Origin of the sequence: Methylobacterium sp. ap11 (assembly GCF_900110515.1) — a bacterium.
Lineage (GTDB): Bacteria > Pseudomonadota > Alphaproteobacteria > Rhizobiales > Beijerinckiaceae > Methylobacterium > Methylobacterium ajmalii.
In genome coordinates this window covers 16,316-39,007 of the sequence record NZ_FOEB01000038.1, presented here as the reverse complement: position 1 = coordinate 39,007, position 22,692 = coordinate 16,316, and the positions used below count along the sequence as shown (strand labels likewise).

The 22,692-nt window shown below is 59.5% G+C and carries 21 protein-coding genes, 5 pseudogenes and 1 other annotated feature; of the genes and pseudogenes, 16 read left to right on the top strand and 10 right to left on the bottom strand.

The annotated features are described in order from the left end of the window. Window positions 1–481: 481 nt before the first annotated feature. A complete protein-coding gene (locus BMX97_RS30580; protein WP_091754882.1) occupies window positions 482–1,102 on the bottom strand; it encodes a helix-turn-helix transcriptional regulator in 621 nt (206 codons plus the stop codon). 398 nt (window positions 1,103–1,500) lie between these two features. Between BMX97_RS30580 and BMX97_RS34070 the strand changes: the two are divergent. Together BMX97_RS34070 and BMX97_RS30570 are read left to right on the top strand one after the other, a co-directional pair. Further along, window positions 1,501–1,923, top strand: a pseudogene (locus BMX97_RS34070) (IS630 family transposase); the annotation flags it as partial. 726 nt (window positions 1,924–2,649) lie between these two features. Then, on the top strand, window positions 2,650–3,411 hold the full coding sequence (locus tag BMX97_RS30570; protein ID WP_091754880.1) for a hypothetical protein: 762 nt from the start codon (window positions 2,650–2,652) through the stop codon (window positions 3,409–3,411). 86 nt (window positions 3,412–3,497) lie between these two features. Here the strand turns inward: BMX97_RS30570 and BMX97_RS32535 are convergent, their stop codons facing one another. Both BMX97_RS32535 and BMX97_RS30560 read right to left on the bottom strand, forming a co-directional pair. Then, a complete protein-coding gene (locus BMX97_RS32535) occupies window positions 3,498–3,881 on the bottom strand; it encodes a hypothetical protein (protein ID WP_143074757.1) in 384 nt (127 codons plus the stop codon). Further along, window positions 3,881–4,540: a ParA family protein gene (locus tag BMX97_RS30560; protein WP_091754878.1), complete on the bottom strand. Its 660-nt coding sequence runs from the start codon at window positions 4,538–4,540 to the stop codon at window positions 3,881–3,883. Before BMX97_RS30560 ends, BMX97_RS32535 begins: the two co-directional genes overlap by 1 nt. Window positions 4,541–4,944: 404 nt before the next feature. Between BMX97_RS30560 and BMX97_RS30555 the strand changes: the two genes are divergently transcribed. The 4 genes from BMX97_RS30555 (at window position 4,945) to BMX97_RS30540 (ending at window position 7,014) form a co-directional block, all read left to right on the top strand. Then, window positions 4,945–5,496, top strand: a complete 552-nt coding sequence (locus BMX97_RS30555) for a recombinase family protein (protein ID WP_091754877.1) — start codon at window positions 4,945–4,947, stop codon at window positions 5,494–5,496. 194 nt (window positions 5,497–5,690) lie between these two features. Beyond that, window positions 5,691–5,942, top strand: a complete 252-nt coding sequence (locus BMX97_RS30550; RefSeq protein ID WP_091754876.1) for a type II toxin-antitoxin system Phd/YefM family antitoxin — start codon at window positions 5,691–5,693, stop codon at window positions 5,940–5,942. Between the two features lie 97 nt (window positions 5,943–6,039). Beyond that, window positions 6,040–6,339, top strand: a complete 300-nt coding sequence (locus tag BMX97_RS30545; protein WP_244538729.1) for a hypothetical protein — start codon at window positions 6,040–6,042, stop codon at window positions 6,337–6,339. Between the two features lie 183 nt (window positions 6,340–6,522). Further along, complete coding sequence (locus BMX97_RS30540; RefSeq protein ID WP_177202412.1) at window positions 6,523–7,014, top strand: hypothetical protein; 492 nt, start codon at window positions 6,523–6,525, stop codon at window positions 7,012–7,014. Window positions 7,015–7,105: 91 nt separating this feature from the next. Here the strand turns inward: BMX97_RS30540 and BMX97_RS34295 are convergent, their stop codons facing one another. Beyond that, window positions 7,106–7,237 carry a hypothetical protein gene (locus BMX97_RS34295; RefSeq protein WP_280142830.1) on the bottom strand — a complete coding sequence of 44 codons (132 nt, stop codon included), beginning with the start codon at window positions 7,235–7,237 and terminating at the stop codon, window positions 7,106–7,108. A gap of 385 nt (window positions 7,238–7,622) precedes the next feature. Next, window positions 7,623–7,967 carry a mobilization protein gene (locus tag BMX97_RS30535; protein WP_091754886.1) on the bottom strand — a complete coding sequence of 115 codons (345 nt, stop codon included), beginning with the start codon at window positions 7,965–7,967 and terminating at the stop codon, window positions 7,623–7,625. A 259-nt stretch (window positions 7,968–8,226) separates the two neighbouring features. Between BMX97_RS30535 and traA the strand changes: the two genes are divergently transcribed. The 4 genes from traA (at window position 8,227) to BMX97_RS32530 (ending at window position 16,250) form a co-directional block, all read left to right on the top strand. Beyond that, window positions 8,227–11,445, top strand: coding sequence for a Ti-type conjugative transfer relaxase TraA (traA, locus tag BMX97_RS30530; protein WP_091754875.1), 3,219 nt, complete (start codon window positions 8,227–8,229; stop codon window positions 11,443–11,445). Window positions 11,446–11,462: 17 nt separating this feature from the next. After that, complete coding sequence (locus BMX97_RS30525; protein ID WP_091754874.1) at window positions 11,463–12,230, top strand: DUF6118 family protein; 768 nt, start codon at window positions 11,463–11,465, stop codon at window positions 12,228–12,230. A 521-nt stretch (window positions 12,231–12,751) separates the two neighbouring features. Then, on the top strand, window positions 12,752–14,503 hold the full coding sequence (locus BMX97_RS30520) for a glycosyltransferase (protein ID WP_091754885.1): 1,752 nt from the start codon (window positions 12,752–12,754) through the stop codon (window positions 14,501–14,503). Window positions 14,504–14,633: 130 nt separating this feature from the next. After that, window positions 14,634–16,250, top strand: a complete 1,617-nt coding sequence (locus tag BMX97_RS32530) for a hypothetical protein (protein WP_143074756.1) — start codon at window positions 14,634–14,636, stop codon at window positions 16,248–16,250. 198 nt (window positions 16,251–16,448) lie between these two features. Here BMX97_RS32530 and BMX97_RS32525 read toward each other — a convergent pair. The 3 genes and pseudogenes from BMX97_RS32525 to BMX97_RS34065 all read right to left on the bottom strand — a co-directional run. Further along, window positions 16,449–16,559, bottom strand: a pseudogene (locus tag BMX97_RS32525) (IS5/IS1182 family transposase); the annotation flags it as partial. 688 nt (window positions 16,560–17,247) lie between these two features. Continuing rightward, window positions 17,248–17,634 (bottom strand): hypothetical protein, encoded by a 387-nt coding sequence (locus BMX97_RS30515; RefSeq protein ID WP_091754873.1) that lies wholly within the window; start codon window positions 17,632–17,634, stop codon window positions 17,248–17,250. Between the two features lie 42 nt (window positions 17,635–17,676). Beyond that, window positions 17,677–17,886 (bottom strand): hypothetical protein, encoded by a 210-nt coding sequence (locus BMX97_RS34065; protein ID WP_244538731.1) that lies wholly within the window; start codon window positions 17,884–17,886, stop codon window positions 17,677–17,679. 33 nt (window positions 17,887–17,919) lie between these two features. Between BMX97_RS34065 and BMX97_RS34060 the strand changes: the two genes are divergently transcribed. Continuing rightward, the gene (locus tag BMX97_RS34060; RefSeq protein WP_244538730.1) at window positions 17,920–18,456 is read left to right on the top strand and encodes an ABC transporter permease; all 537 of its coding nucleotides are present in this window, start codon (window positions 17,920–17,922) and stop codon (window positions 18,454–18,456) included. A gap of 373 nt (window positions 18,457–18,829) precedes the next feature. Next, complete coding sequence (locus tag BMX97_RS34380; protein ID WP_177202411.1) at window positions 18,830–19,099, top strand: DDE-type integrase/transposase/recombinase; 270 nt, start codon at window positions 18,830–18,832, stop codon at window positions 19,097–19,099. On the opposite strand, the pseudogene BMX97_RS34050 reads toward BMX97_RS34380, so the two are convergent. Continuing rightward, window positions 19,081–19,281, bottom strand: a pseudogene (locus BMX97_RS34050) (hypothetical protein); the annotation flags it as partial. The gene BMX97_RS34380 and the pseudogene BMX97_RS34050 sit on opposite strands and share 19 nt — an antisense overlap. Window positions 19,282–19,450: 169 nt before the next feature. Between BMX97_RS34050 and BMX97_RS30495 the strand changes: the two are divergent. The 4 genes and pseudogenes from BMX97_RS30495 (at window position 19,451) to BMX97_RS30480 (ending at window position 22,269) form a co-directional block, all read left to right on the top strand. Next, window positions 19,451–19,693 (top strand): DUF4160 domain-containing protein, encoded by a 243-nt coding sequence (locus BMX97_RS30495; RefSeq protein WP_091754870.1) that lies wholly within the window; start codon window positions 19,451–19,453, stop codon window positions 19,691–19,693. Beyond that, window positions 19,686–20,105, top strand: coding sequence for a DUF2442 domain-containing protein (locus tag BMX97_RS30490; RefSeq protein WP_091754869.1), 420 nt, complete (start codon window positions 19,686–19,688; stop codon window positions 20,103–20,105). The genes BMX97_RS30495 and BMX97_RS30490 overlap by 8 nt, the downstream gene beginning before the upstream one ends. A 413-nt stretch (window positions 20,106–20,518) precedes the next feature. Continuing rightward, window positions 20,519–21,748 (top strand): annotated as a pseudogene (locus BMX97_RS30485) (IS3 family transposase). Next, window positions 20,800–20,916: a sequence feature (AL1L pseudoknot), on the top strand. Its footprint overlaps the pseudogene before it by 117 nt. Window positions 21,749–21,810: 62 nt before the next feature. After that, on the top strand, window positions 21,811–22,269 hold the full coding sequence (locus BMX97_RS30480; protein WP_143074753.1) for a transposase: 459 nt from the start codon (window positions 21,811–21,813) through the stop codon (window positions 22,267–22,269). 51 nt (window positions 22,270–22,320) lie between these two features. On the opposite strand, the pseudogene BMX97_RS30475 reads toward BMX97_RS30480, so the two are convergent. Further along, window positions 22,321–22,684: pseudogene (locus BMX97_RS30475) on the bottom strand (transposase); the annotation flags it as partial. Window positions 22,685–22,692: the final 8 nt, after the last annotated feature.

Genomic DNA, 22,692 nt, shown 5'->3' with positions numbered 1-22,692 from the left:
AAGCTGGCGGCCAGCTGCGTGGCGGTCAGGGCGGTGTCATTCACCGTGACGGTGACGGCAGCGCCGGCCACGACCTTGAAGCCGGAGGCGTAGTCACCATTGTTCTCGTTCTCAATGATTTCGGCCACGGCTCAAGCTCCCCAGCTCGCATCCCATAGGAGATACGACAATAAAATGCGCTAACGCGCTTAATCTATCTCAAAATATCAAATCGAGGCTTTTATCTGCTGCAAAGCTAGACTTTTATACTAGCGCGCATGTATATACCACGATTCGATATTTTAACGCTCAACTCGTTCCGTTTATGGCAAACTTTTAACAAGTCGGCAGGGAAGCCGTACACCGATGAGATGCGACAATCCATCATTCATTTGGATGAAAGCCACCCTCTTGACTGCCGGCAAGATAATTCCCCGTTTCAGTGTCTTTGATGCAACATTCAAGACAATATTATTTAATTGATATATATTATTATAGATTATCAACGTATTATAGATAACTTATTTACAAGAGAAACTAGTTCAGCCTGACGTCGTGTGCGAGTTTTGTTATAAATCGATGCAAGTTGTGTTCTTATGGTAGCAATCGAAAGGTTTAAATCTGTGGCAATTTCACTTGGAGTATAACCTTTAGATATAAATTTAGCAAGACGCGCCTCCGCTTCGGTAAGTCCAAATATAATTTTTAGTGACGATGTTTCTATCTCTCTCTCAAAATCCAAATCTACCAATATAAGTAAAGTGTGTATCCCTTCGAAATTTGGGCTTTGTGCTACAGTAGCATGGAGAATAAGTGGTCTACGATCTTTTCTTTCGACAACTACCAAATTATTCTCGCTAATTGTGAAGCGGCCATTACCTAGTGACAGGAGATGCTTTATAATTTCTCTTCCGCCTTCAGAATTTATAAGATCTTCTTTATTTTTATTATTCTCTATTTTGAAATAAAGTTCAGCAATTTCGTTAATATCAATAAAATAACCATTTTCTGCGAGTAAAACTCCCCCGTACCCTATAAAATCTAACATATATAATGTCTGACGCCCAATATATTTTTGAGCGTTTATAATGTTAGATAGGTTTTTTAAGATTTTTACTGACATTTAAAATCTATATAAAATACGACACATTATAAATGATCGATCGATTTAATTATTTCATGTACCCACTGCTCAGCGGCTTCAATTGTAAGAAATATTAATCCGTCAACTTGGAATGGTCCAAGCCCATGCTCAAGGTACCAACCTGTCTCAGCTGGCACGAGAACTGCTGCGAGTTGATCGTGAACCCATATGAGATGGGCATTCTCATGAGTAGAGTGGGATGCAGCCCGGACATTCTGTGATTTGATGGAAATTTTCATATCAATTGAACCTAAGTAGGATCGGCTACCATATAGAGAGTGTCGCAGCCTCCAACCTTCACCGTTGAAACTGCACTCTGTCAATGAATCTCTCACGTTGAGGGAATTTGCGAGGAGGCGCGATGCTGACGGACGCCCAAGGTGCTGGCGCCGACCTGCTCCGAGTCGTCCGGCGAAGTCATCTACTGGACCGGTCCCCCCGTGGCGGCCGCGACCAACATCTCGCTACGCTCGGTCCAGCGCATCTGGCAGGAGTACCGCCTGCAGCCACACCGGGTGTGCACCCTCAAGCGCTTCACCGACCCCGCCTTTACCGAGAAGGTGGAGGAGATCGTCGACCTCTACATGGACCTGCCTTGCCACGCGTCGGTGCTGTCAGCCGACGAGAAAAACTAGAGCCAGGACCTCGAACGCATCAGGCCCAATCGCCCGATCGCCTCAGGACGAGCGGCGATCCGCACCCACGACGACATCCGCCACAGCACCACGACGCTGTTTGCCGCGCTCAATGGGCGAGAGAGCATCATGGTGATCGGCCACTGCATGCAGCGCCATCGTCATTCACCCCGACCTCCGCCTCCTGACTCAACGCCTACGCTCAACGGCAAAAGCCCGACTCGGTAGACAGACGGATTTGACGGCCAGGGTTAATTTGTGGCTGTTTGTACGCTTCCGCGATCCGTGCCTTGAGCCCGAGTCGCATCAACCCGGAGATCCCGCCGCCGCAGTGAGGCCCTGAAAAAGCGAGACCCCCGGAAGCCCCTGCAAGGGCAACCGAGGGTCTGATGCCCCGAAGGGCCGATCAAGCCCGCAAGCAAGACTGATCGTCCCCGAAATCGCTGCAGCTGTCAATCCAGAACTGTGTTTCTGGCGACTGCGGAGCTTTGCGGGGAACCGGGTGTGCACGTGCGCGACCTGGCTCGATCTGCCGCCACGCCCATACCCTGCCGCTTGGCGCGTAATCTGAGGATTTGACGGCCAGGGTTAATCTGTGTCTGTGTGTACACTTCCGCGGCCCGCGCCTTGAGTTCGGGTCGCAATCACCGGAGTTTCCCGCCGCAGCAGCGACACCCTGAAAAAGCGAGACCCTCGGGAGCCTGCCAGGGCAACCGAGGGTCTGGAGCCCCAAGGGGCCGATCCAAGCCATCATCAGCTCGGATCATCCCCAAAATCGCTACCCCTGTCAATCGGAAACCCGATTTCCGACGACGGCGGAGCTTTGCCAGGACCCGGGCGCTCACGCGTGACCCGGCTCGATCTGCCGCGGCCTCAAGCAGAGGCCGACCGATGACTTATGCCGAGATGAAAAAGGCGATCGCGCAGGCACTTCCGGAGATGCTGGTATCCTTGCGCGAGCAGCTCTACGCGCTGAACGCCGCCGGGCGGATCGACGACCACGAGGCGGGCGAGCTCGACGACGCGATCGAGGCGCGGCGCACCGCCGGCCGGGCGTCCCCTGCCGCCCTTGCCCTACCCGGCTTAGCCCTCGCCGCCGCCATTGCCCCCACTGCCGCCCGCATCACGAAGTTCGCCCCCCGCCGCCAGCGCTCGCCCGATCGGGCCAAGAGCCGCGAGCGCCGCCGGGGCCTCGGCGGATCAAGCCCGCTCCCCGAGCCGCTCGCGCGCCGCTACACCGAAGGCCAGCGGGCCGTCCTATTCATTGTCGGGGAGGAGATCGCCGCGCGCGGTGTCTGCGGCCTCTCGATAGCCGAGATCGCAGCGCGGGCCGGCGTCTGCCACCGCCACGCGCAGATGACCCTACGCCTGGCCGAGAGCGACGGGCTCGTCACCATCACCGAACGCCCGCTCAAGGGCCGCAAGCACGAGACCAACCTCGTCCGGGTCCTCTCGCGGGAATGGGCGGCCTGGCTCCAGCGTCGACGGCCAACAGGGTGCAAACCGACTCCCTCCACAGGGATCAAGGGATTCTCTTCTTCTCTAGAATCGAAGACGGCAGCTCGCGGAAGCGGCGCGACGGGTTTTCGGAGGGGGGGATTCGGGCTCCGGTCAGACCAGACGCCCGGCCGCGAGCCCTCGATTCTAGCCTGAGACCGTAGCCACCCCTGGAATCGAGAACGCCGGACTCTGGTGAGGATCCGGCGCTCGGTGAGGGATTCGGGGCGGCAAGGAACGAGCTATCGGACGCGTCGTCCGTCCTCGGGCAGGTTGTCGAGATCGATTGCGAATCCGTCGCGCGCCAGCGCCCGCAGGACCAGGAACTTGACCGTCACCCGCTCGTCGAGCGCGCGCTGGCGCAGCTCGGTCCAGACCTCCTCCGGGATGCTGAACTTGAGGGCCGGATCCTTTTGGGCACTGGTCCTCTTGAGCAAAGGGGGATTTGGGCTTGCGGGGGCGGGCTCCGGCGTTGCCGGCGCCTCAGATGCCGACCGCTCGGGCTCGGGCGCCGTCGACGAGCGCGTGAAGCCGAGATCCTCTGCGGCTTCGGCAAGCTGGCGGGCCTCCTCGGGCGAGGTGCGCGGCTTCGGACGGGGGGCTGGCTGGAACACGGGCTTCGACATCACGCGGCCTGCTGCTGTTCGGCGAGGATGGCGAGAAGCTCCTCGAGGGTGGCGCCGACCTCGCGGGCGGCCTTGGCGTCGCCGTCCGGCGCCGAGGGCGAGAGGCCGGTGAAGTGGAGCGCCTGGTAGGCGGCGCGCTGGATCACCTCGGTCTGGAGCACGGGGATCGACGCCGCCTGGATCTCGGCGCGGGCATGCGCCGCGACGCGGCTCTGGAGCGGCGACATCTGCGTGAGGACGACGCGCGCCGGGATGCGGCGCTTGAGCATCTTCTCGGCCCGCTGCACGACCTCGTAGGTCCGGAACACCTCCTGCAGGTCCATGCCCGACACCTTCGAGGGGATCAGCACGAGGTCCGACTCGGCGATCGCGTAGGTCACGGCCTGCGAGGCGGCGCCCTCGAGGTCGACGAAGACGATCGAGTAGCGGGCGGCGGCCTCGCTGATCCGGTCGAGGATGTTGGCCTGGGTGACGCCGCCAATCACGTCGACCTGTCCCCCCTCCCCTGCCCGCTCGCGCCAAGTCACGACGTGACCGTTCGGGTCGGCGTCGATAATCGCGACGCTCCCGCCCTGCCGGGCGTAGGCGTCGGCGAGGCAGATCACGAGCGTGGTCTTGCCGACGCCCCCCTTGGTCGAACACACGCTGATGACCGCCATTGCCCAAGCTCCCAGGTGGGTAAGTGTGCCAGTGCCCCAAGGGGTAAACGCCCCAGGGGGTATAAGTGGAAAACCTCAACAGCCCATGAACCCCATGGCCCATTAGGACAAAGGGGTATTTGGGTATGGCGCCGCGGCCAAACGCGGGCAAGAGCCCCAAAGTCCGCAAACCCTAGAGCCCAAAGTATCACTGGCGCAAGTGGGCAAAGGGGTATTTGGGTTTGACGACTCCCGGACATCCGCTTCCCCTAACACCGCACCTCCGTCCCACCGGGTACACCCTTTGAGAATTCGTCAAAGCCGGCCCGCCCGGCGCGCGCAGTGTCTCATCAGGGTTGTCATGTGAGGAAATGGGACATATTCTCAAATGGTCATGACCATTTGATGCGGTTTGGGGTGGCGGGATGGCTGCGATCGGGTATGCGCGGGTGAGTGCGACGGACCAGGACCTCACCCTGCAGATCTCCGCGCTCCAGGCAGCCGGCTGCGACATCATCCGGTCCGAGAAGGCGAGTGGCACAACCCGCGCAGGACGGAGCGAGCTGGCGACGATCCTGGATTTCATCCGTGACGGCGACACACTCATGGTGACTCGCGTCGACCGGCTGGCGCGGTCCGTCGGGGATCTTCAGGACATCGTCCGCACGCTGAAGCTCAAGGGCGCCTCTCTGAAGGCGACAGAGCAGCAGATCGACACGAGCACCGCTGCGGGTAAGGCCTTCCTCGACATGCTGGGCGTCTTCGCCGAGTTCGAGACGAACCTGCGGCGTGAGCGGCAGATGGAGGGGATCGCCAAGGCCAAGGCCGCCGGCGTGTATAACCGCAAGCGCAAGAACAGCGTGGACCCTGAAGCCGTGCGGGCGCTGATAGGGGAGGGGAAGGGCGCCTCGTCGATCGCCCGGCAGCTCGGGATCGGGCGGGCGAGCGTCTACCGCGCGCTCAAGGCCGCTCCGTAGCCTCGCTCGGCCCGGTTGCGGCGGGGTTGGGCGGCTCGTCGCTGATTATGCCCACATACCACGATCAGCGGTCCCACTGACCGGCCGGCTGGAGCAGGTGCGTAACCGAGTTACACAGCCAGCCCATTCGTCTTTCACCTGAATTGCCAAAAATAGCTAATACAGCTATTTCATGGATACTGCAGGAGGTGGCAATGGCGAGTTTCACCCTCACGGACCTCGGCAACAAGTCCGGCGAGGTGGTCGAGGCGGCCTTCCGCGGCCCCGTGGACATCACCAAGCGCGGAAAGCGCAAGTTCGTCCTGATGACAGCCGAGCAGTTCGATCGCCTGTCTGGCGCAGGCTCGCAGCGTGCGCACCGTGCCGAAGACCTGACGGGTCTGGAACGCGACGAGATCCGGGCTGGGCTCGACGCTGTCGCGCAGGACGACGGGCGCGATGATTGAGCCCCAACACGGAGAGATCATCCTCTACTCCTATCTGCGGGCGTAGGAGCACGATCGTGGCGAAGAGGCTGGCCGGAAAGCACGCCCGACCTGCGTCATGCTCATCGTCGTCGGCAAGGATGGGCGTCGCAGACCTCTGCTGTTTCTGATCACCAGCCAGCCGCCGGGGTCATTCGGCCATGTCGTCGAGATCCCGGAGACCGAGGCCCGTCGCGCCAAACTCTACACGCCGGCCTGGGTCGTCGTGGACGAGTTCAACACCGACGATCTCGCGGCGTCATGGGCGCTCGAGGATACCAAGCGGCTCGGTCGGTTCTCGCGGAAGTTCATGTCCCGGACCGCCGCCGCCGCCGTTGCGATCCGGGCCGGCGAGGCTCGCAGCATCCCTAGAAGATAGCTGGCGTGCAAGCGCCGGGCTGCGAGGCCTGCCGCGTGAGCCGCCGTGCTCTCTAGGTCCCGGATGCGAACGACCGCTCGAGCTTGCATAACATCGAGCCTTGGCGTGCCCCCCTCACATCATGGCGAGCTGGCTGATCCGCCGATGCGGGGGAAGGATGCTCCCGATCGGAAGGAGAAGCAGTTGCGTGACATCTCGGGGGACAAGGCCTGGCTCGTCGAGGCGTTGGGCGCCAGCAGCATCGTGGAGCGGGATCGTCTCGCGGCGTTCGTGCGCGACCCGTCGGCGACGTTTGCAGCCAATCCGTTCCCGTCGGCGACGGCCGGAGCGGCACGCCAGCGCTGGGGCCTGCGCGAGATCGAGTTCGAGGCGATGCAGGTCGCCGCGGCCGGGCTGCCATGTCTCCTGACAGCGCTGGCACTCCTGCCGCCAGGCGAGCTGCTACGTCAGGAGATCCTGCGGACGCCAGTCCACGTCCTTTATCTACTCCATCAGGAAGGGGACGGCCGGATCGTCGGGGCCGTGCTGCACGGCAAGCCGCGTGAGGCACTGCCGGCATTCACGCCGGCGGCGAGATCCGCGACGGTGCCTCCGGTCGTGCCCGAGCGCAGTGTAATCAGGCGGGTGTCACGGAGGCGAGTGGATGCGCGCCAGCTCGATTTGTTCGCGACCTGATCTGGTCGAGAGACAGACCTCCGATCGAGGGGCGCGGTGCTGGCAAACTGGCGCATTGCTCGACGCCGCAGTCAGGTCCTCTCCGCTTGCTTCAGCCGCGTGTAAACAAGGCGATGAAGGGCGGCAACCGGACGACCTCGATGAGGGTGCCGATCAGCACGATGAACCAGGTCTGGATCCTGACCTGAGCTTCGAGATGGGCCGTCGCGTCCTCGATCTTCATGGTGACCGATCATACTGTTAGCGCCGCCCTACGCTGCTTGTCCCTCTGATCTGAGCTTCGAACACGACCCGAACAAAAAGAGCGACCTGCGGCCCTGTACCGTTCGTGCGGGGACATAAATCCGTTGCCGCGTCGTACCTGCCCGGTGCGCAGTTCGGCGCTCGTGATCAACCCATACAGCGGGTGTCGGATCGGGACCTGGCCACCCTCGCAGCTCGTGTTGTCGGTGATGGCGGCGTGGATCAGGGACCGAGGTGTTCGACGAACGCACGGGCTAGCCAGATGATCACCAGAAGGGTGCCGCCCAAAGTGATGCCCCAGGTTCGCCTTCTGAGATAAGCGTCGCGCCTGGCGCTGGTGTGCACGACCTGCATGGCAACCGCCCTCAGGCGGCGTCCTGCGGCCGCGCCGCTTCGCTGCCGTCCGCCTCGGCCTGTGCCGTGGGACCGTCCGTGCTCGGCGTCTCGACCGATGAGCCGATCAGATCGGCGAACAAGGCCCTGTCGGCGTCGCGGGTGAGGAAGGGCGGCAGCTCGCGGCGGAGCCAGTCGGCGAGGCGCTTGGTGAAGGCGGGATCGTGGCCGGCCTCAAGCCGCTGCAGCACGAGCGCACCGAGCAGGACCTTGCGGCGGGTGTCGCGGGTGCGTTCCTGCTTGCCGCGGCGAGCCTGCAGGCTCTTCTTCTGCACCTCGAGGTGCGCGAGGCGTTCCTCGATCGTCCGCCGCGCCATCGTCATCTCCCAGGGTCAGGCTCGACCGTTGTAGCCGTCGTATGCGTCATGGCCAAGCTCGTTGAGCGATGTCGGCCGCTGCTCTCCTAGAGAACGGCTGCGGTGCAACACTGACAGCGCCCCATGCTTCCCGCGATCGGTTCCGCCAGCGGACACTTTCCGCAGCGGCGGAGCGAAGCGACAGCAACGGAAAGGCGCAACTACGGGTCGCGGAGCGACCCTTTTGCTGCTAAGCTCGGCCGCAAGGAGCAAGCCTCTCGTGGCGATCTACTACTGCCAGATGTCGGTCGTCGCCCGCTCCTCAGGGCGCAGCGCGGTGGCCGCCGCCGCCTACCGCGCCGGCGAGCGGCTGGAGAACCTGCGCGACGGCCTGGTGCACAACTATACTGGCCGTATCGGCATCGGGCCGTCCGGGATCGTGCTGCCGCAGGGTGTCGAGGCCGCCTGGGCCACCGATCGCTCGGCGTTGTGGAATGCGGCCGAGGCGGCCGAGAAACGCGTCGACGCCCGCGTCGCCCGCGAGTTCGTCGTCGCGCTCCCGCATGAGCTGTCCGGCGAGGCGCGCCTGGCGCTGACCCAGGCCTTCGCCCAGGAGCTCGCCGATCGCACCGGCGCGGCGGTGGATTTCGCGATCCACAAACCGCATTCCCGTGGTGATGAGCGCAACCACCACGCCCACCTCCTGATGACCACCCGGGTGATCGAGGCCGGAGGGCTCGGTGCAAAGACGTTCCTGGAGCTCGCCAACAAGCAGCTGATGCCGCGCGGCCTGCCGACGACGCAGGCGCAACTGGTCGCGATCCGGCAGGCCTGGGAGGGGTTGGCGAACGCGCATCTGGCGCGCGAGGGCCTCGATCTGACCGTCGACCATCGTAGCCACGCCGAGCGCGGGCTGACCCTCGCGCCGACGCAGCGTGTCGGTGTGGCCGCGACCAGCGTGCAGCGGCGCGGCGGCACGATCGAGCGCAAGCGCCTCGATCCGGCCGACGCCGCCCACAACGTGGCGGTCATAGCTCAGCGGCCGCAGGAGGTGCTCGACCTCGTCACTGGCGAAAAGAGCGTGTTCGACGCCCGCGACATCGCCCGGGCGCTGCACCGCGCGCTCGACGACGATGCCGCCGCCTTCCAGAACGCGTTCGCGGCGGTGATGGCCTCACCGGCCCTGGTGGTCCTGCAACCTGAGAGCACCGATCCGCTCACCGGCGAGGTGAGTGCCGCGCGCTACACCACGCACGAGATGCTGACGCTCGAAAGCAGCATGGCGCAGGCCGCCGGGCGGATGCAGGCAAGCCACCGGCATCGGGTCGAAGCGGGTCACGTCGGGGGGGCAATTGCGGCGCAGGACGCGGCGATCCGGGCGAGTACGGGCGAAGCCTCGGCCGGGCTGTCGCCGGAGCAGCGCGAGGCGATCCAGCACGTCACCGGGCCGGAGCGGATCACGGCGGTGGTCGGGTTTGCCGGTGCCGGCAAGAGCACGATGCTGGCCGCGGCGCGAGCCGCCTGGGAGGCCCAGGGCTACCGGGTGCACGGCGCCGCGCTGGCGGGCAAAGCGGCGGAGGGGTTGGAGGAGAGTTCGGGCATTCCCAGCCGCACCCTGGCCTCGTGGGATCTCGGCTGGCGCAACGAACGCGGGCTGCTCGGGAATGGCGATGTCCTGGTGATCGACGAGGCCGGGATGGTCGGCTCGCGCCAGCTCGCGCGGTTCGTCGCGGAGGTGGAGGCGCGCGGGGCGAAGCTCGTGCTGGTGGGCGACCACGAGCAGCTGCAGGCGATCGGGGCGGGAGCGCCGTTCCGGGCGATTGCGGAAGCGATCGGGCACACAGAACTCTCCGATATCCGCCGGCAGCGCGAGCCGTGGCAGCGCGCGGCCTCGGTGGCGTTCGCCAGCCATCGCACGACCGAGGGCCTGCAGGCCTACCAGAAGGCCGGAGCGATCGAGATCGCGCCTGACCGGGCGCACGCCGAGGCGATGATCGTGCGGGACTACCTCGCCGACCGGGAGCGCCGGCCCACCGGCTCGCGGGTGGTGCTGGCGCATCGCCGGGCCGACGTGCGGGCGCTCAACGATAGCATTCGGGCGGCTTTGCAGAAGCGGGGCGCGCTGGTGCAGGGCGAGGAGGCGGGCGAGCGGGCGTTCCCGACCAACGACGGCGAGCGCTGGTTCGCGCCGGGGGACCGGCTGGTGTTCCTGGAGAACGACCGGGCGCTCGGCGTGAAGAACGGGATGCTGGGCACGGTCGAGGCGGTGGCAGCCGGGCGGATCGTGGTGCGGCTCGACGGGGCGGAGGAGCGCCGGGTCGAGGTGGCAACGGACGCGTATCAGGCGTTCGACCACGGCTACGCGACGACGATCCACAAGAGCCAGGGGGCGACGGTGGACCGGGCGTTCGTACTGGCCTCGACGACCTTGGACCGGCACCTGACCTACGTGGCAATGACCCGCCACCGGGATGCCGCCCAGCTCTACGTCGACGGCAGCGAGTTCGGGCTGAGCGGTCCGACGGAGGCCGGGGCGGCGCTACAGGCCCGGTTCGCCGCGCGGTTGTCGCGGGCGGGCACGAAAGAGACGACGCTGGACTATGCGTCGGCCTACGCGGTGCGGCGCGGGATCACCGAACGGTTCGGGCTCGGCAGTACGATCGCCTTGGAGCCGAACGGGGCGGGGGAGGCCACGACCCGGAGCCGACGGGGGCTGTTTTCGGGACTTCGCCTGAGCCGACCCGGCCCGGCCGAGGTGCCGCCGGCGCCGCGGCGTGACCCGTTCGTCGGATTGAAGCTCAGACCCGGCCGTCCGAGCCAGCCGGAGTCGGCGATCGTCCCGGTGGCGGGGCTACGACCCGCGAACGCCGCAGGGAAGATCCCAGACCCTGGGGGTACGAGCAGTTTCGCCGGATTTGGGTTCGAAGCGGCGCTCGGGCGCTATCTTCGCGCGTTCGACGCTCGGGAGCGCCAGGTCGGGGCTGGCCTCCCCGTGCTCGAAGGACAGGCGCGGGAGCTCAGCGCCGCCACGGCAGTGCTGGAGCAGGCCCGCCCCGGGGTGGGGGAAACCCTGCGCTCGGCTCTGCAGCACGATCCGGAAGCCGCGCCAGCGCTCGCGATGTCTCCTGGTCGCGCCCGCCTTGCGGCCCTGACGGCGGCTCTCGACCGCGAGGCGGCAATCCTCGCCGATCCGGCCTCGCGCGCGGGGCGCTTCGTGCGATCCTGGAGCGATCTGAGGGCGCAGCGCGCGGCTTTGCCCGGTCGGGAGCACGAGAAGGCGCGCGGGGCGGTCGAAGATCGGATGCGGGCTCTGAGGCTGAGCTTGACCGACGATCCCGCGCTGGAGACGGCTTTGGCGGCGCGGCGCGGGGACCTCGGGATCGCGCTCCGGGCCGAGCCGGAGCTCGGTCTGTCGCACGAACTCGAGCGCAGCCTGGCGCCGGAGCGTAGCCTGACACTTGAGCGTGCCTTGAGCTTGGGGCCGAGCCTCGGATTGTGAACCGCGAAGGAAGCGAGATGCGGGACGACGAGCGCCGCGCGGGCCAGCTGGATCCGGGGCTGGGTGTCATGGAGGCGGACGAGACCGTGGATGCGGCGGTGGCGTTCGAGGCCCTGCGCGCGAGTGTCGAGCGGGTGGGGCGTGAGGTCCGCGCGGAGACCGCGCGCCTGCGGGAGGACGTGGCGGCCGCCCTGGATCGCGCCGAGATGGCTGGAACACCAGTCGATTACAGCGCCGATCTCGGCCGCCTGGTCCAGGAACTGGCGACGGTGGGCGGGCGCCTGAACGCCATCGAGCGGCTTCCCGCCCTGCGCCAGGATGCGGAGCGCACCGTCACGCTACTCCAGAGCACCAGCGAGGGGTTGGTCCGGGACGCGGTACAACGGCTCGACGCACGCGCGGCGGAGTTCCTGCGGGAAACCCGAGTGCTGAAGGCCAGGAAATGGCCAGCATGGATGTCTGAGGAGCGGAACTGGCTCACCTCCGTCGGTTTGGTTGCCGGTATGGTGGGCTTCTACATCGGGATGATGGCAGTCCTCACTCTTCCGAAGCTCCTGCCCTTCGGGTCAGCCGAGCGTGTGGCCTCACAGATCCTCGGATCGGGGTCGTGGCAGGCGGGCGTTCGCTTGATGGAGTTCGAGAACCCGGTCGGGCTGAGCCAGCTGTCCGCGGCCAATGAGCTGATGCGAGTGAACGCCGCGGTGATCGAGGCCTGCCGCCAAACTGTCGCCAAGACGGGCAGGAATCACTCCTGTAGCATCACCGTGCCGGTAGAGGGGAAGTAAGACTCGTGAACCGAACCTTACTTCTGAGTTGAGAAAGAATGTGAATAATTTTCTGAAACATTTGATATTCGGTAATAAAAATTGAGAATTTCTGATCGGTTTTGTAAAATAGAGAGATATTTATAGAAAATATCTATAAAAATTGTGAAGAGTGATCCTTAGTAAAGATATTATGGTAGGAATATTTACAAATTAAATATTCAAATTTGGGTATAGATTGATAGTAATCATCCTAATATCGTGATCATGAAGCGATTTTATGCTTCGTATCAGCTTTTTTGTCCTCACTAAGGCCATGATCATTGCCAAGCGTCTTGATTGCTATTTATGAGATAGGATCTCGGACGCTGGCACATTCTCATGAACGGAGATCTTTGGGGCCTGCAGTACGGTCCAAACTTCCTTGGGACATCACGCCAAGCAGATTTACTCTGAAACAGGTCTGAGATGCAAAAATACCATACTCGAGGGTTGAGTGAAGTGCTAAACCCCAAGCACGATCGTTCACAAGGAGTGCAAGTATGCCAAATCTTTTTTTAAATCTAAATAAAGAAAAATACGGCAACATCAGTTGCATGTTCGAAATACAATCAAGTATTCCAATAGGAGGTATCGAAGAAGGATTTTTAAAAGAGTGTACTGAAACTGGTTTGTACCATGATTTAGATTTCGTTCAGTCGTTAAGACAATTTATAGCGCGACCACACGGTAAATATATTCTTATTTCTAGAAATACAAATTTGATTGTTGATGAAAATCTTCTTTCAAAAATAAATATTACAATGCAAAGATTAGAGGGATTTCAAGATAAGTGGACTTTAGTTAGTCCTGGAGGTTTAGCAAGAGATAATAAAAAGTTTTGTTCTCTTTATAGCTCTAAAAATCCATTTATTATTTATAACAGCGATATACAACCTATTATCGACACGATTATTGATTTGTATATAATCAATGCCGAAGACCTCAAATCATTTTTTGATAAATTCTCTAATGAAATGGAAGCTTGTTTTGAAACTGCTTTTATTTTGCATGGATATAAAGAACTGGATAAAGTAAGTTTGTTTGTTCCAGATCTGTGCACAGGAATAGATGGTGATTTTCGCGCCAAAGACGCTGTAAAAGCGTCAAACCAAATTGCCAGTTTTAATTTCTTAAACGATGGAGAGACAATAAAAACTTTATCGGGCAATCTTACTATAAAAAAAATTGACACCATCAAAAATGATATCAATTCTTTAAAGTCTGACGGGGTATATTTATATGTTGATGAAGTAATAAAAAAACACATAAATACACCTTTAATATCTATTATTACTAGAACACAATTTACCAGACTCCATCTGATTAAACGATTGCTTACAAGTATCATTCGGGCTCGCCAGAGTTCAAAATTGCAGATTGAAGTCGTAATATCAACTGATATCGACCACCAAATTGCAAGTGAAAAATTCAAATTGCTCTGTGCGGAATTTATAAATATCAATATGGTGCTTTCAGTTAACGAAAGAACTGAATATAGCCGAGTTGCAAATCTTCTCGGGGGAGTAGATGGAGCTAATGGAGAGTACGTTTGGTTTATGGATGATGATGACTACATCGATATAGATGCCTTTAAAAATATTGAATTTGCCTTCTTTCATAAAATGAGACCTTTAATTTTTATGGACTCAGACGTTAACAAAGAAAAATGGGATTTCAATAATAAACATTTTCCCATATTGGCTAGCAGTGAAAGAAATCATATATATCCTGGTTCAAATTGGAATAAAATGTTTAATGGTGTAAATCATCTCCCGATTTGCGCAGCGTTAATACCTACAGCTTTCTTCAAGGCGGAAACTAAAAATTTTGATTTTAAATACGATCTAAGCGAAGATTATACTTTGTATCTAATACTTCTATCATCTGAAAATATCCCACATATATTCGAAATAGAAAAAGTAACGTCACACATCTCTGTCCGACCAGGAGAAGATAATGTCGTTACGGATGTAAATCGCAAGATATGGACACGAGATATAACATGTTTTCTGTATGATGCTCTTTATGCTAATCCGAAGTATAACGGTAGATGGAACGTAATCATAAGAAACCATTTAAACTCCATAAATCGAGTTGAGGCCAATAAGAACGAACATTATTTAAAAACCATGCACGATAAAAATATATATATTAAAACAATCGAAGCAGAACTAAAATATTTGCGTAATGAAATGATTAAAATGAGACAAGAAGTAGTCGAAAAAGAAGCAATTGAATATGAGTCGAAATAAAAAATCCGATAAGTAATCAAAAATAATCAAGAAACTAGATATGTCACATCATATATTGCTACAATAAGCATATATGTTCTGTGATAAACCTAAACTACATCGTTATTAGTCTTGGAGATGGAGAAGTAAAATGAAGTTTTGTGTTTATACAAGCTGTTCAATCAATTATCTGCCGAAGGCTAGAGCGCTTTCGCAAAGTCTAAAGCTGCATCATCCTGATGCAGTAATAGTTTTATGTTTAAACGATGTCATCCCGGGTTGGTTGGATCTAAAATTAGAACCCTTCGATTTTGTATGGCTACCTCATGATTTGGGGTTCTCAAACGACTGGATTTTTATGCATAATGTCATGGAGGCTTGCACCGGAGTTAAGGGAAGAGCACTAATTAAAATTATGAATGAGATAAAAGCAGATATGTATCTATATTTTGATCCAGATGTTTATATTTATTCTCCGCTAGATCAAATAGCCGATTTAATGGGGGGTAATGAAATAGGACTAATTCCTCACATTACTAAACCAGAAGAAACAGAAATGGGTGTGCAGTTATCAGAGATATCAGTTGTAGCCCATGGCATTTATAATCTTGGCCACTTAATTATTAAGAACGGAGAGTCGTCACGTAAATTTGCGAAATGGTGGGACGATAGATTGTCAAAATTTTGCTACGATGATAAAGAATACGGCCTATTTACTGATCAGCGTTGGTGCGACTTAGTTCCTGCGGCATTTGACAAAGTTGCTATCATTCGCAGCCCAAATCTCGATGTCGCAAGTTGGAATATTTTCGGCAGAGAAGTGCTGCAGATAAAAGATGATAAGGGAATAAGCTATAAAATTGATGGCCATAATCTAATCACATATCATTTTTCGGGCACAGGCCCTACAGGTACCCATAGAAGAGTAAGAGAGATTTTTGCCCCATCAAATCCTGCAGTAGCCGAAATAGAAATTAGATATGAAGAGACGATATCTCAGCATATGCAAAATAAGTTAGAAAATTTTAGATATGGATGGGATTATTTTGATAATGGAGAAAAAGTACATCCTAAGACAAGAACATTGTACCGTAAGCATATTGATTTGCAGAAAGCCTTTCCCGATCCATATATATCCGAAGGAGAAAATACATACTACGCGTGGCTTCAAAAAAACAGGCCGGCAATTATCAAAGGGTTACGAATTTCTCCAAATCAGATTGAGGCGGCTTTCGAAGAGCTATTTGACGAAAAATATTACATTGAGGAAAATCCGGAGATTATAAGTGAAATCGAGGTCGGAAGATTTTCAAGTGCCCGTGATCATTATATAAAAATTGGATCTAGATTGCATCTAGATCCAAATCCTATGTTTGTATCAAGTTTTTATTACGAGAACGCTTATAAAATTGCTGGACAATCGATAAGAAATCATTATGCGCCAACCAAGGAAAATACCTTATTATGGCACTATCTAACCGTTGGATTAGAAAATGGCATAGAACCAATAGAGCACTTTGATTCTAATTTATATTTAAAAAATAATCCCGATGTTGAATTGGCTATTATTGCGGAAAGAATTTCTTGCCCGCTAGCTCATTTTCTGAATCATGGAGATACAGAGTATAGAAATATCATGGATGGATCTTATATTGCCTCTATTCTTGCAAACAATCCGCATATGAACGACTGGATGAAAAAACATAATAAGGGAATGTTCGCTGCATATGCGGCTCTCGGTTACGTAGCTGGAAGGATTCCTAAGTAACAATTAATGTGTTATCATAGATTCGTTGTTGTGCGCTAATGGCGACTCTATGATAACTTTCTTATATAAAATTACATAATAGTTAAATTAAAATTAAAATTTCTTGTCACGGGACACACAAAATGGTGGAGAGAGGCGGAAGTCGCCCATAAAGCTGATGTCTATCTTTTCATAGCGCGTGGCGATGGCGCACTACTATTTCAGATGCGCCCACAGTCGCTCGACGATATTGCGATTGTCGTAAATCTACTTTGGACAGGCGATCGGAGCCTCGTTAATCTTAGCAGAGATGGCTGGCCGTGCTTCGGCGGTCCTGATCGCCTGGCGGAAGCTGGCGGGACTGCGCACCTAGAGCACTTCACGATCGTTTTGCAATCGCGAAGCTATCTAAGTCTTTGTTTTCGCCGCATTGTTTGCGACAAACCGGTATCCCCTCCGTCGGAAAATGCTCTAGAGCATTTTCCGACGGAGGGGATACCGTTTTTTCGAAGAAAATGCAGCAAAATCAGAGGCCTAGCGAGCTTCGCGATTGCAAAGCGATCGTGAAGTACTCTAGTGTCCTGCGCCTGGAGGTTGTGGTACAATGGTGAGCTAGCAGGGAGGTGCGGATGTCTTACCGCGTACCCACCAACCTCGAGCTCAGTGCTGAGGAGCGAGCCGAGCTCGGGCTCGCCGTCGCAAAACCGCACAAGGCTTGACCTTGCGGGCCAGGATCGTGCTGCTGGCTGTCGATGGCCTGAGCAACACTGCCATCACGGCGCAACTCGCCACCGGTAAGCACACGGTTGGTAAGTGGCACTAGCGCTTCGCCCATCAGCGCGCGAACGGGCTCCTCGACGAGCCTCGTCCAGGTGTGTCGCGCCGAGTCGGTGACGAGCAAGTCGCCAGTCACTGGAGCCTGCGCAGCATGGCCAGGGCCAGCGGGGTGTTGGGCACGGCCGCCCGGCTCCAGCCCAGCGTCGCCACGAACACCGAGAGCCGGTCGGCGCCGCGCCCATCACTGCCCAGTCGACCTGCATCTGCTCGCCCGGCGCGGTCTCGAAGCGCACCACCGTCTGCGGGGCGGCGCCGGCGCAAGGCCGGCGACGAACTCCTTGAGCATGATGTAGCCGTCCGCATAGCCCCGCTCGCGCAGCTCGCCGAGCAGCACGCTGGCCGGGATCCGGTCCGGCGCTGCCGCTGCCAGGCGCTCCACCACGTAGCCCTTGAACGGGTCGAGCTTACCCGGTCGGGGCGGCTGCCCCTTGTAGCGCGCCGCCGCCTCATCGCGCAGGTAGCGCCTCACCATATTGCGCGACAGCCCCGTCGCGCGGGCAATCTCGCGGATGCCCTTCCCGTGCCGATGCAACACCCGGATCTCCAACGCTGCCTCCTCACCCACCATCCGAGCCTCCTCCCGCAGAAGGGGCCCAGCCTACGGCCTGGGTCAGGTTTCAGTTGGCGACTGGGTCAGTTTCACCGACTGGGTCAGTTTCACATCGGCGGCTACACCGGCGTCGAGGTCGGGGCTCGTGACCGCGCCGGTGCCTACGCCGATGGCGTGCGTCGCGGCGCCCCCGGGGCGGTCCAGGTCGCGGATCGCTGGCATCTGCTCTGCAACGGCTCGCAAGCGCTGGTGCAGGTGCTCGATCGGCACCGCGGCGGGTTCTCCCGTGTCGCGCGAACCATCGTGAGCCGAGCCGAAGCGGAAGCGCCGCCAGTCGAACCCCGTTCGAATACCAAAGGGCATCAAGTAAAATTTTTTGACGTTGTTATGTCTCGCGCCCTCGTTGAGATTTGCACCGGCAGCCTTAGTATTTTTCTAGTATTTTTTATCGCGGCATGCTCTGGCGCTGGCGTTATTCCGCACGATGCATTTGCTTTTTGTGAAAGCATGCTTCTTGCACTAAGCTTCGCGTTAGGTGTGGGTTTTCTCAATGTCTTTATCTCGCAACTGTTCCAACAGTGGATGATAGTTACCATTGTTCCCATGCTTATAATATATTTCTCAAGTGGTACAGTTATCGCGATCGAGGCAATGCCGGCAGTCGTTCAAGATTACGTGCAATGGAATCCGCTCGTGCACATCGTTAAGGTGTGCCGGTCTGCTTTTTATTTAAATTACGGAGCGGATGCTGACATCGTGTATGTACTCGTCGTCAGCGGAGCGCTTGCCCTAATAGGCCTCTTGGGCATCCGCTTCGTAGTGCCACGCTTCCTCAACTGAAGTCTTAGCAATCCGTCAGGGCGCCCTTGCTCAAGGGCGCCCTTTTGCTGTCTGCCTCACACCCCTGCGGCCACGGCACGTCCTAACCGGGCGCGCTACAAGGGGCAGCCGCCCCGACCGGGTAAGCTCGACCCGTTCAAGGGCTACGTGGTGGAGCGCCTGGCAGCGGCAGCGCCGGACCGGATCCCGGCCAGCGTGCTGCTCGGCGAGCTGCGCGAGCGGGGCTATGCGGACGGCTACATCATGCTCAAGGAGTTCGTCGCCGGCCTTGCGCCGGCGCCGCCCCGCAGACGGTGGTGCGCTTCGAGACCGCGCCGGGCGAGCAGATGCAGGTCGACTGGGCAGTGATGGGCGCGGCGCCGACCGGCTCTCGGTGTTCGTGGCGACGCTGGGCTGGAGCCGGGCGGCCCACCTCGAGTTCGTCACCGACGAGCGCCTCGAGACGCTGATCGCCGCCCACGAGAACGCCTTCCTGGCCTTCGGGGGCGTGCCGCGCGAGGTGCTCTACGACAACATGCGCACCGTGGTGGTGGAGCGGAATGCCTACGGTCGCGGCCGTCACCGCTTCCAGGCCGGCTTCCTGGACTTCGCCCGCCATTGCGGCTTCTCGTTGCGAAGCCGCGTCCGGAGCCGGCGGCCCTGACCATCGCGCCAGCCCGAGATCTCGGCATCCCACCAGCGGCCGTCGCCGAGATGGAAGACCCGCTGCAGGTGCGGACGGGCGCATTCCTCGCACCGGCCCCGCGCCCGACGGAAGCGGATCGCGTCGGAGAGCTGCGGTCAGTCGATGGGATAGAAGAAGCGGTGCTCCGGCCGGATCGGCATTCCTGCTCCCCGGCTGGGCGGGCTCTCACGTCGTGTGAGGAGCCTATCACGCTGTACGGTTAAGCCTAGCTTGTCGGATGGGTCCGCAGGGATCGGAGTGCGCTGCGCAGGAGCCTGGAACCACGCGACGCTTCATCCGTTCCTAAGCGCTTGGGTTTCTGATACAGACATGCCGACGGTTCTCCGGATCGGATCGCTTCGCGTGGTGATCTACCCCAACGACCACCGTCCTCCGCACGTTCACGTCATCGGCGAGGGCTGCGAGGCGGTATTCAACCTCAACTGCCCCGGCGGACCGGTCGAGATCCGGGAGAACCACGGGTTCTCCTTCAAGCGTGCCCTGGCGATCGCCCGGGCCCTTGAGGAGAACCTCGCCCACCTCTGTGAGGAATGGAGAAAGATCCATGGATGAGGCGGCATTCGAGCGGGCTACCGCTGAAGGCGCGCGTGTCCGGCAGGAGGGCCCGTACGCGACCTCGGCGCGCTACCTAGTGACGGGCTCACGCCTTGTCGTGGGGCTTTCCACTGGGGCCGAGCTGCGCGTGCCGGTTTCCCTGATCGAAGGGCTAAGCGGCGCCACGGCCGAGGATCTGCGCGAGATCGAGGTAACGCCCGCAGGCCTTGGCCTGCACTTCCGGCGCCTCGACGCGGATGTGTACGTGCCGGCCTTAATAGAGGGCGTAATGGGGTCTGGCCGATGGATGGCGCAGCAGCTTGGGCGTGTGGGCGGCAGCGTCCGGACAGAGCGCAAGGCGACAGCTGCCCGGGAGAACGGCAAGCTCGGCGGTCGCCCGCGCACGCGACACCGAGAACTGACGGACTGACCATGCTTTCGGGGATTTGAGGAATTGGTCGTCATGGGGCTGACCCTAAGCGAAGACCTCGCCGGTCCGCGCTGTGGAAACGCAGTGATAGCTGTCAGGTAGAGTCCCTCTTAGACCTCTTCTTTGCGGATTGCTGCTGCGATCCTCTTGAACACCTCGCGATAGGATAGAGCCACAGGCGCCGGGCCGTCTGGCGGGTTGACAGTCGCGGTTCTGCGGCGGGGATTGCGGTCGGCATCAGAACCCCGCCAGCCAGAGCACGAGCAGGCCGGCGGCGGTGACCACGTTGCCCCGGCCGGCTTCGTGGCCCGCCTTGGCGAGCACCTGGCGGCGGATGGCCCGCAGCCGCATCAGCCCGAAGGCTGAACCGCTCCGGGTTTCCCGGAGGCTCCAACTTCTGAGAGGATGGAGCCATGACGAAGCGAACAACCCCGTTTTCCCCCGAGGTACGCGAGCGTGCCGTGCGGATGGTGCGCGACCAGGAGGGCGAGCACGGCTCACAATGGTTGGCGATCCAGTCGATCGCGGCCAAGATCGGCTGCTCGGGCGAGACACTGAGGAACTGGGTGCGTCAGTCTGAGCGTGACCAGGGTGTGCGCCCTGGCCAGACGACAGACGAGCGCGAACGGATCAAGGCGCTCGAGCGAGAGAACCGTGAGCTGCGCCAAGCTAACGAGATCCTGCGCAAGGCGTCGGCGTATTTTGCCATGGCGGAGCTCGACCGTCGGTCGCGGCCATGATCAGCTTCATCGACGATCATCGAGAGGTCTACGGGGTCGAGCCGGTCTGCAGGGTACTGCCGATCGCCCCGTCGACCTACTACCTGCATGCTGCCCGGCGTGCCGACCCCGGCAAGCGACCAGTTCGTACTCGCAGCGACGCCGCGTTGATGATCGAGATCCAGCGCGTGTTCGAGGCGAACTTCTGCGTTTACGGCGTGCGGAAGATCTGGCGGCAACTGGCCCGGGAGGGGGGTCGTGGCCGCGCGATGCACGGTGGCGCGGCTGATGCGCAGGATGGGCTTGGCGGGGGTGGTGCGCGGCAGGACCGTTCGCACCACGATCCCCGACCCGGCCGCAGCCTGCCCGCTCGATCGGGTCAACCGCCACTTCAAGGCTCCCCGGCCGAATGCCTTGTGGGTCAGCGACTTCACGTACGTGGCGACGTGGTCGGGCTTCGTCTATGTGGCGTTCGTTATCGACGTGTTCGCTCGGCGCATCATTGGTTGGCGAGCGTCACGCCGTGCCCACGCAGGCTTCGTGCTGGATGCCCTGGAGCAGGCCCTGCACGAGCGTCGTCCCGCTCAGGGCAGCGGGCTGGTTCATCACTCGGACCGCGGATCGCAATACTTGGCTCTACGGTACACTGAGCGCCTGGCCGGAGCGGGCATCGAGCCGTCCGTCGGCAGCGTCGGCGACAGCTATGACAACGCCCTGGCAGAGACGATCAACGGCCTGTTCAAGGCGGAGGTGATCCATCGGCGCGGGCCGTGGCGCTCCTTCGAGGCGGTCGAGTATGCCACTCTGGAGTGGGTCGATTGGTACAACCATCGCCGCCTGCTCGCGCCGATCGGCAACGTCCCTCCCGTCGAGGCCGAAGCGCGCTATCATGCCAACGTCGGCGACCAAGCCCTGGCCGCCTGACCCAAGACAAAAAGCCTCCGAGGAACCCAGAGCGGTTCACCTCGGGCTTCCGGGGTGGCGTGATGAGCGTCCGGCTCTGCGTTGCTGCTCTCAGGGGCGGCCCGCCGCGAATGCGACCTGCCCCTAGTCCAGTCTGGCGGCGCCCGTCGCCGCGGCGGGCGACGCGGCTTCTCCTGATGGACGGTGAGCATGGCGAGCTGGACGGGCGCTTCCTCGATGCTCTCGTGGCCGCCGTCCCCGAGATCGAGCGTGCGCTCGCGGAGGCGAAAGCCTTCACGGTGATCGTGCGGGAGCAGGATCAGGCCGGGTTCGGTACGTGGCTGGATCGCTGTCGCGATGGCCCGGTGAGCGGCCTGGCGGAGGGGTTGAAGCGGGATCGGGCCGCCGTGGAAGCTGCGCTCGAGCTGTCATGGAGCACGAGCCCCGTCGAGGGACAGATCAACCGCGTGAAGACGTTGAAGCGGACGATGTATGGGCGTGCCAAGCTCGACCTGCTGCGCGCCCGGGTGCTGTCGGCGTGACCGCTACGCCTGCACCACAAACGCGGGAGAGCCCAGTTTGTCGTGTCGCCTGACAGCTGCAACCAGCAGGCGGCCGTCAGTATCGGTCAGCGCGTGGCGCTTGCGCCCGACAACGCTGCGGGCGGGGTCGTAGCCGCGTGCCCCCGCCATACCGACCCCGCCTGAACGGGCCGCCTGTGCATCGACAATGGCGCCGGTGGGACTGGCTTGGCGCCCGGCGCGTTCACGATCCTCCATCGTCAGGGTGTGAGCCAGCCGCTCGCACACCCCCGCCTCCGAGAGGGGCTAAGAACCAGCGATGCACGGTGCTCCATGGCGGGAACTCGTGCGGTAGGTGACGCCACGCGCAGCCGGCGCGCAGAACGTAAAGGATGCCGTCCAGCACCACGCGCGACGGCCAACGCCACAGGCGTCCACATCGGG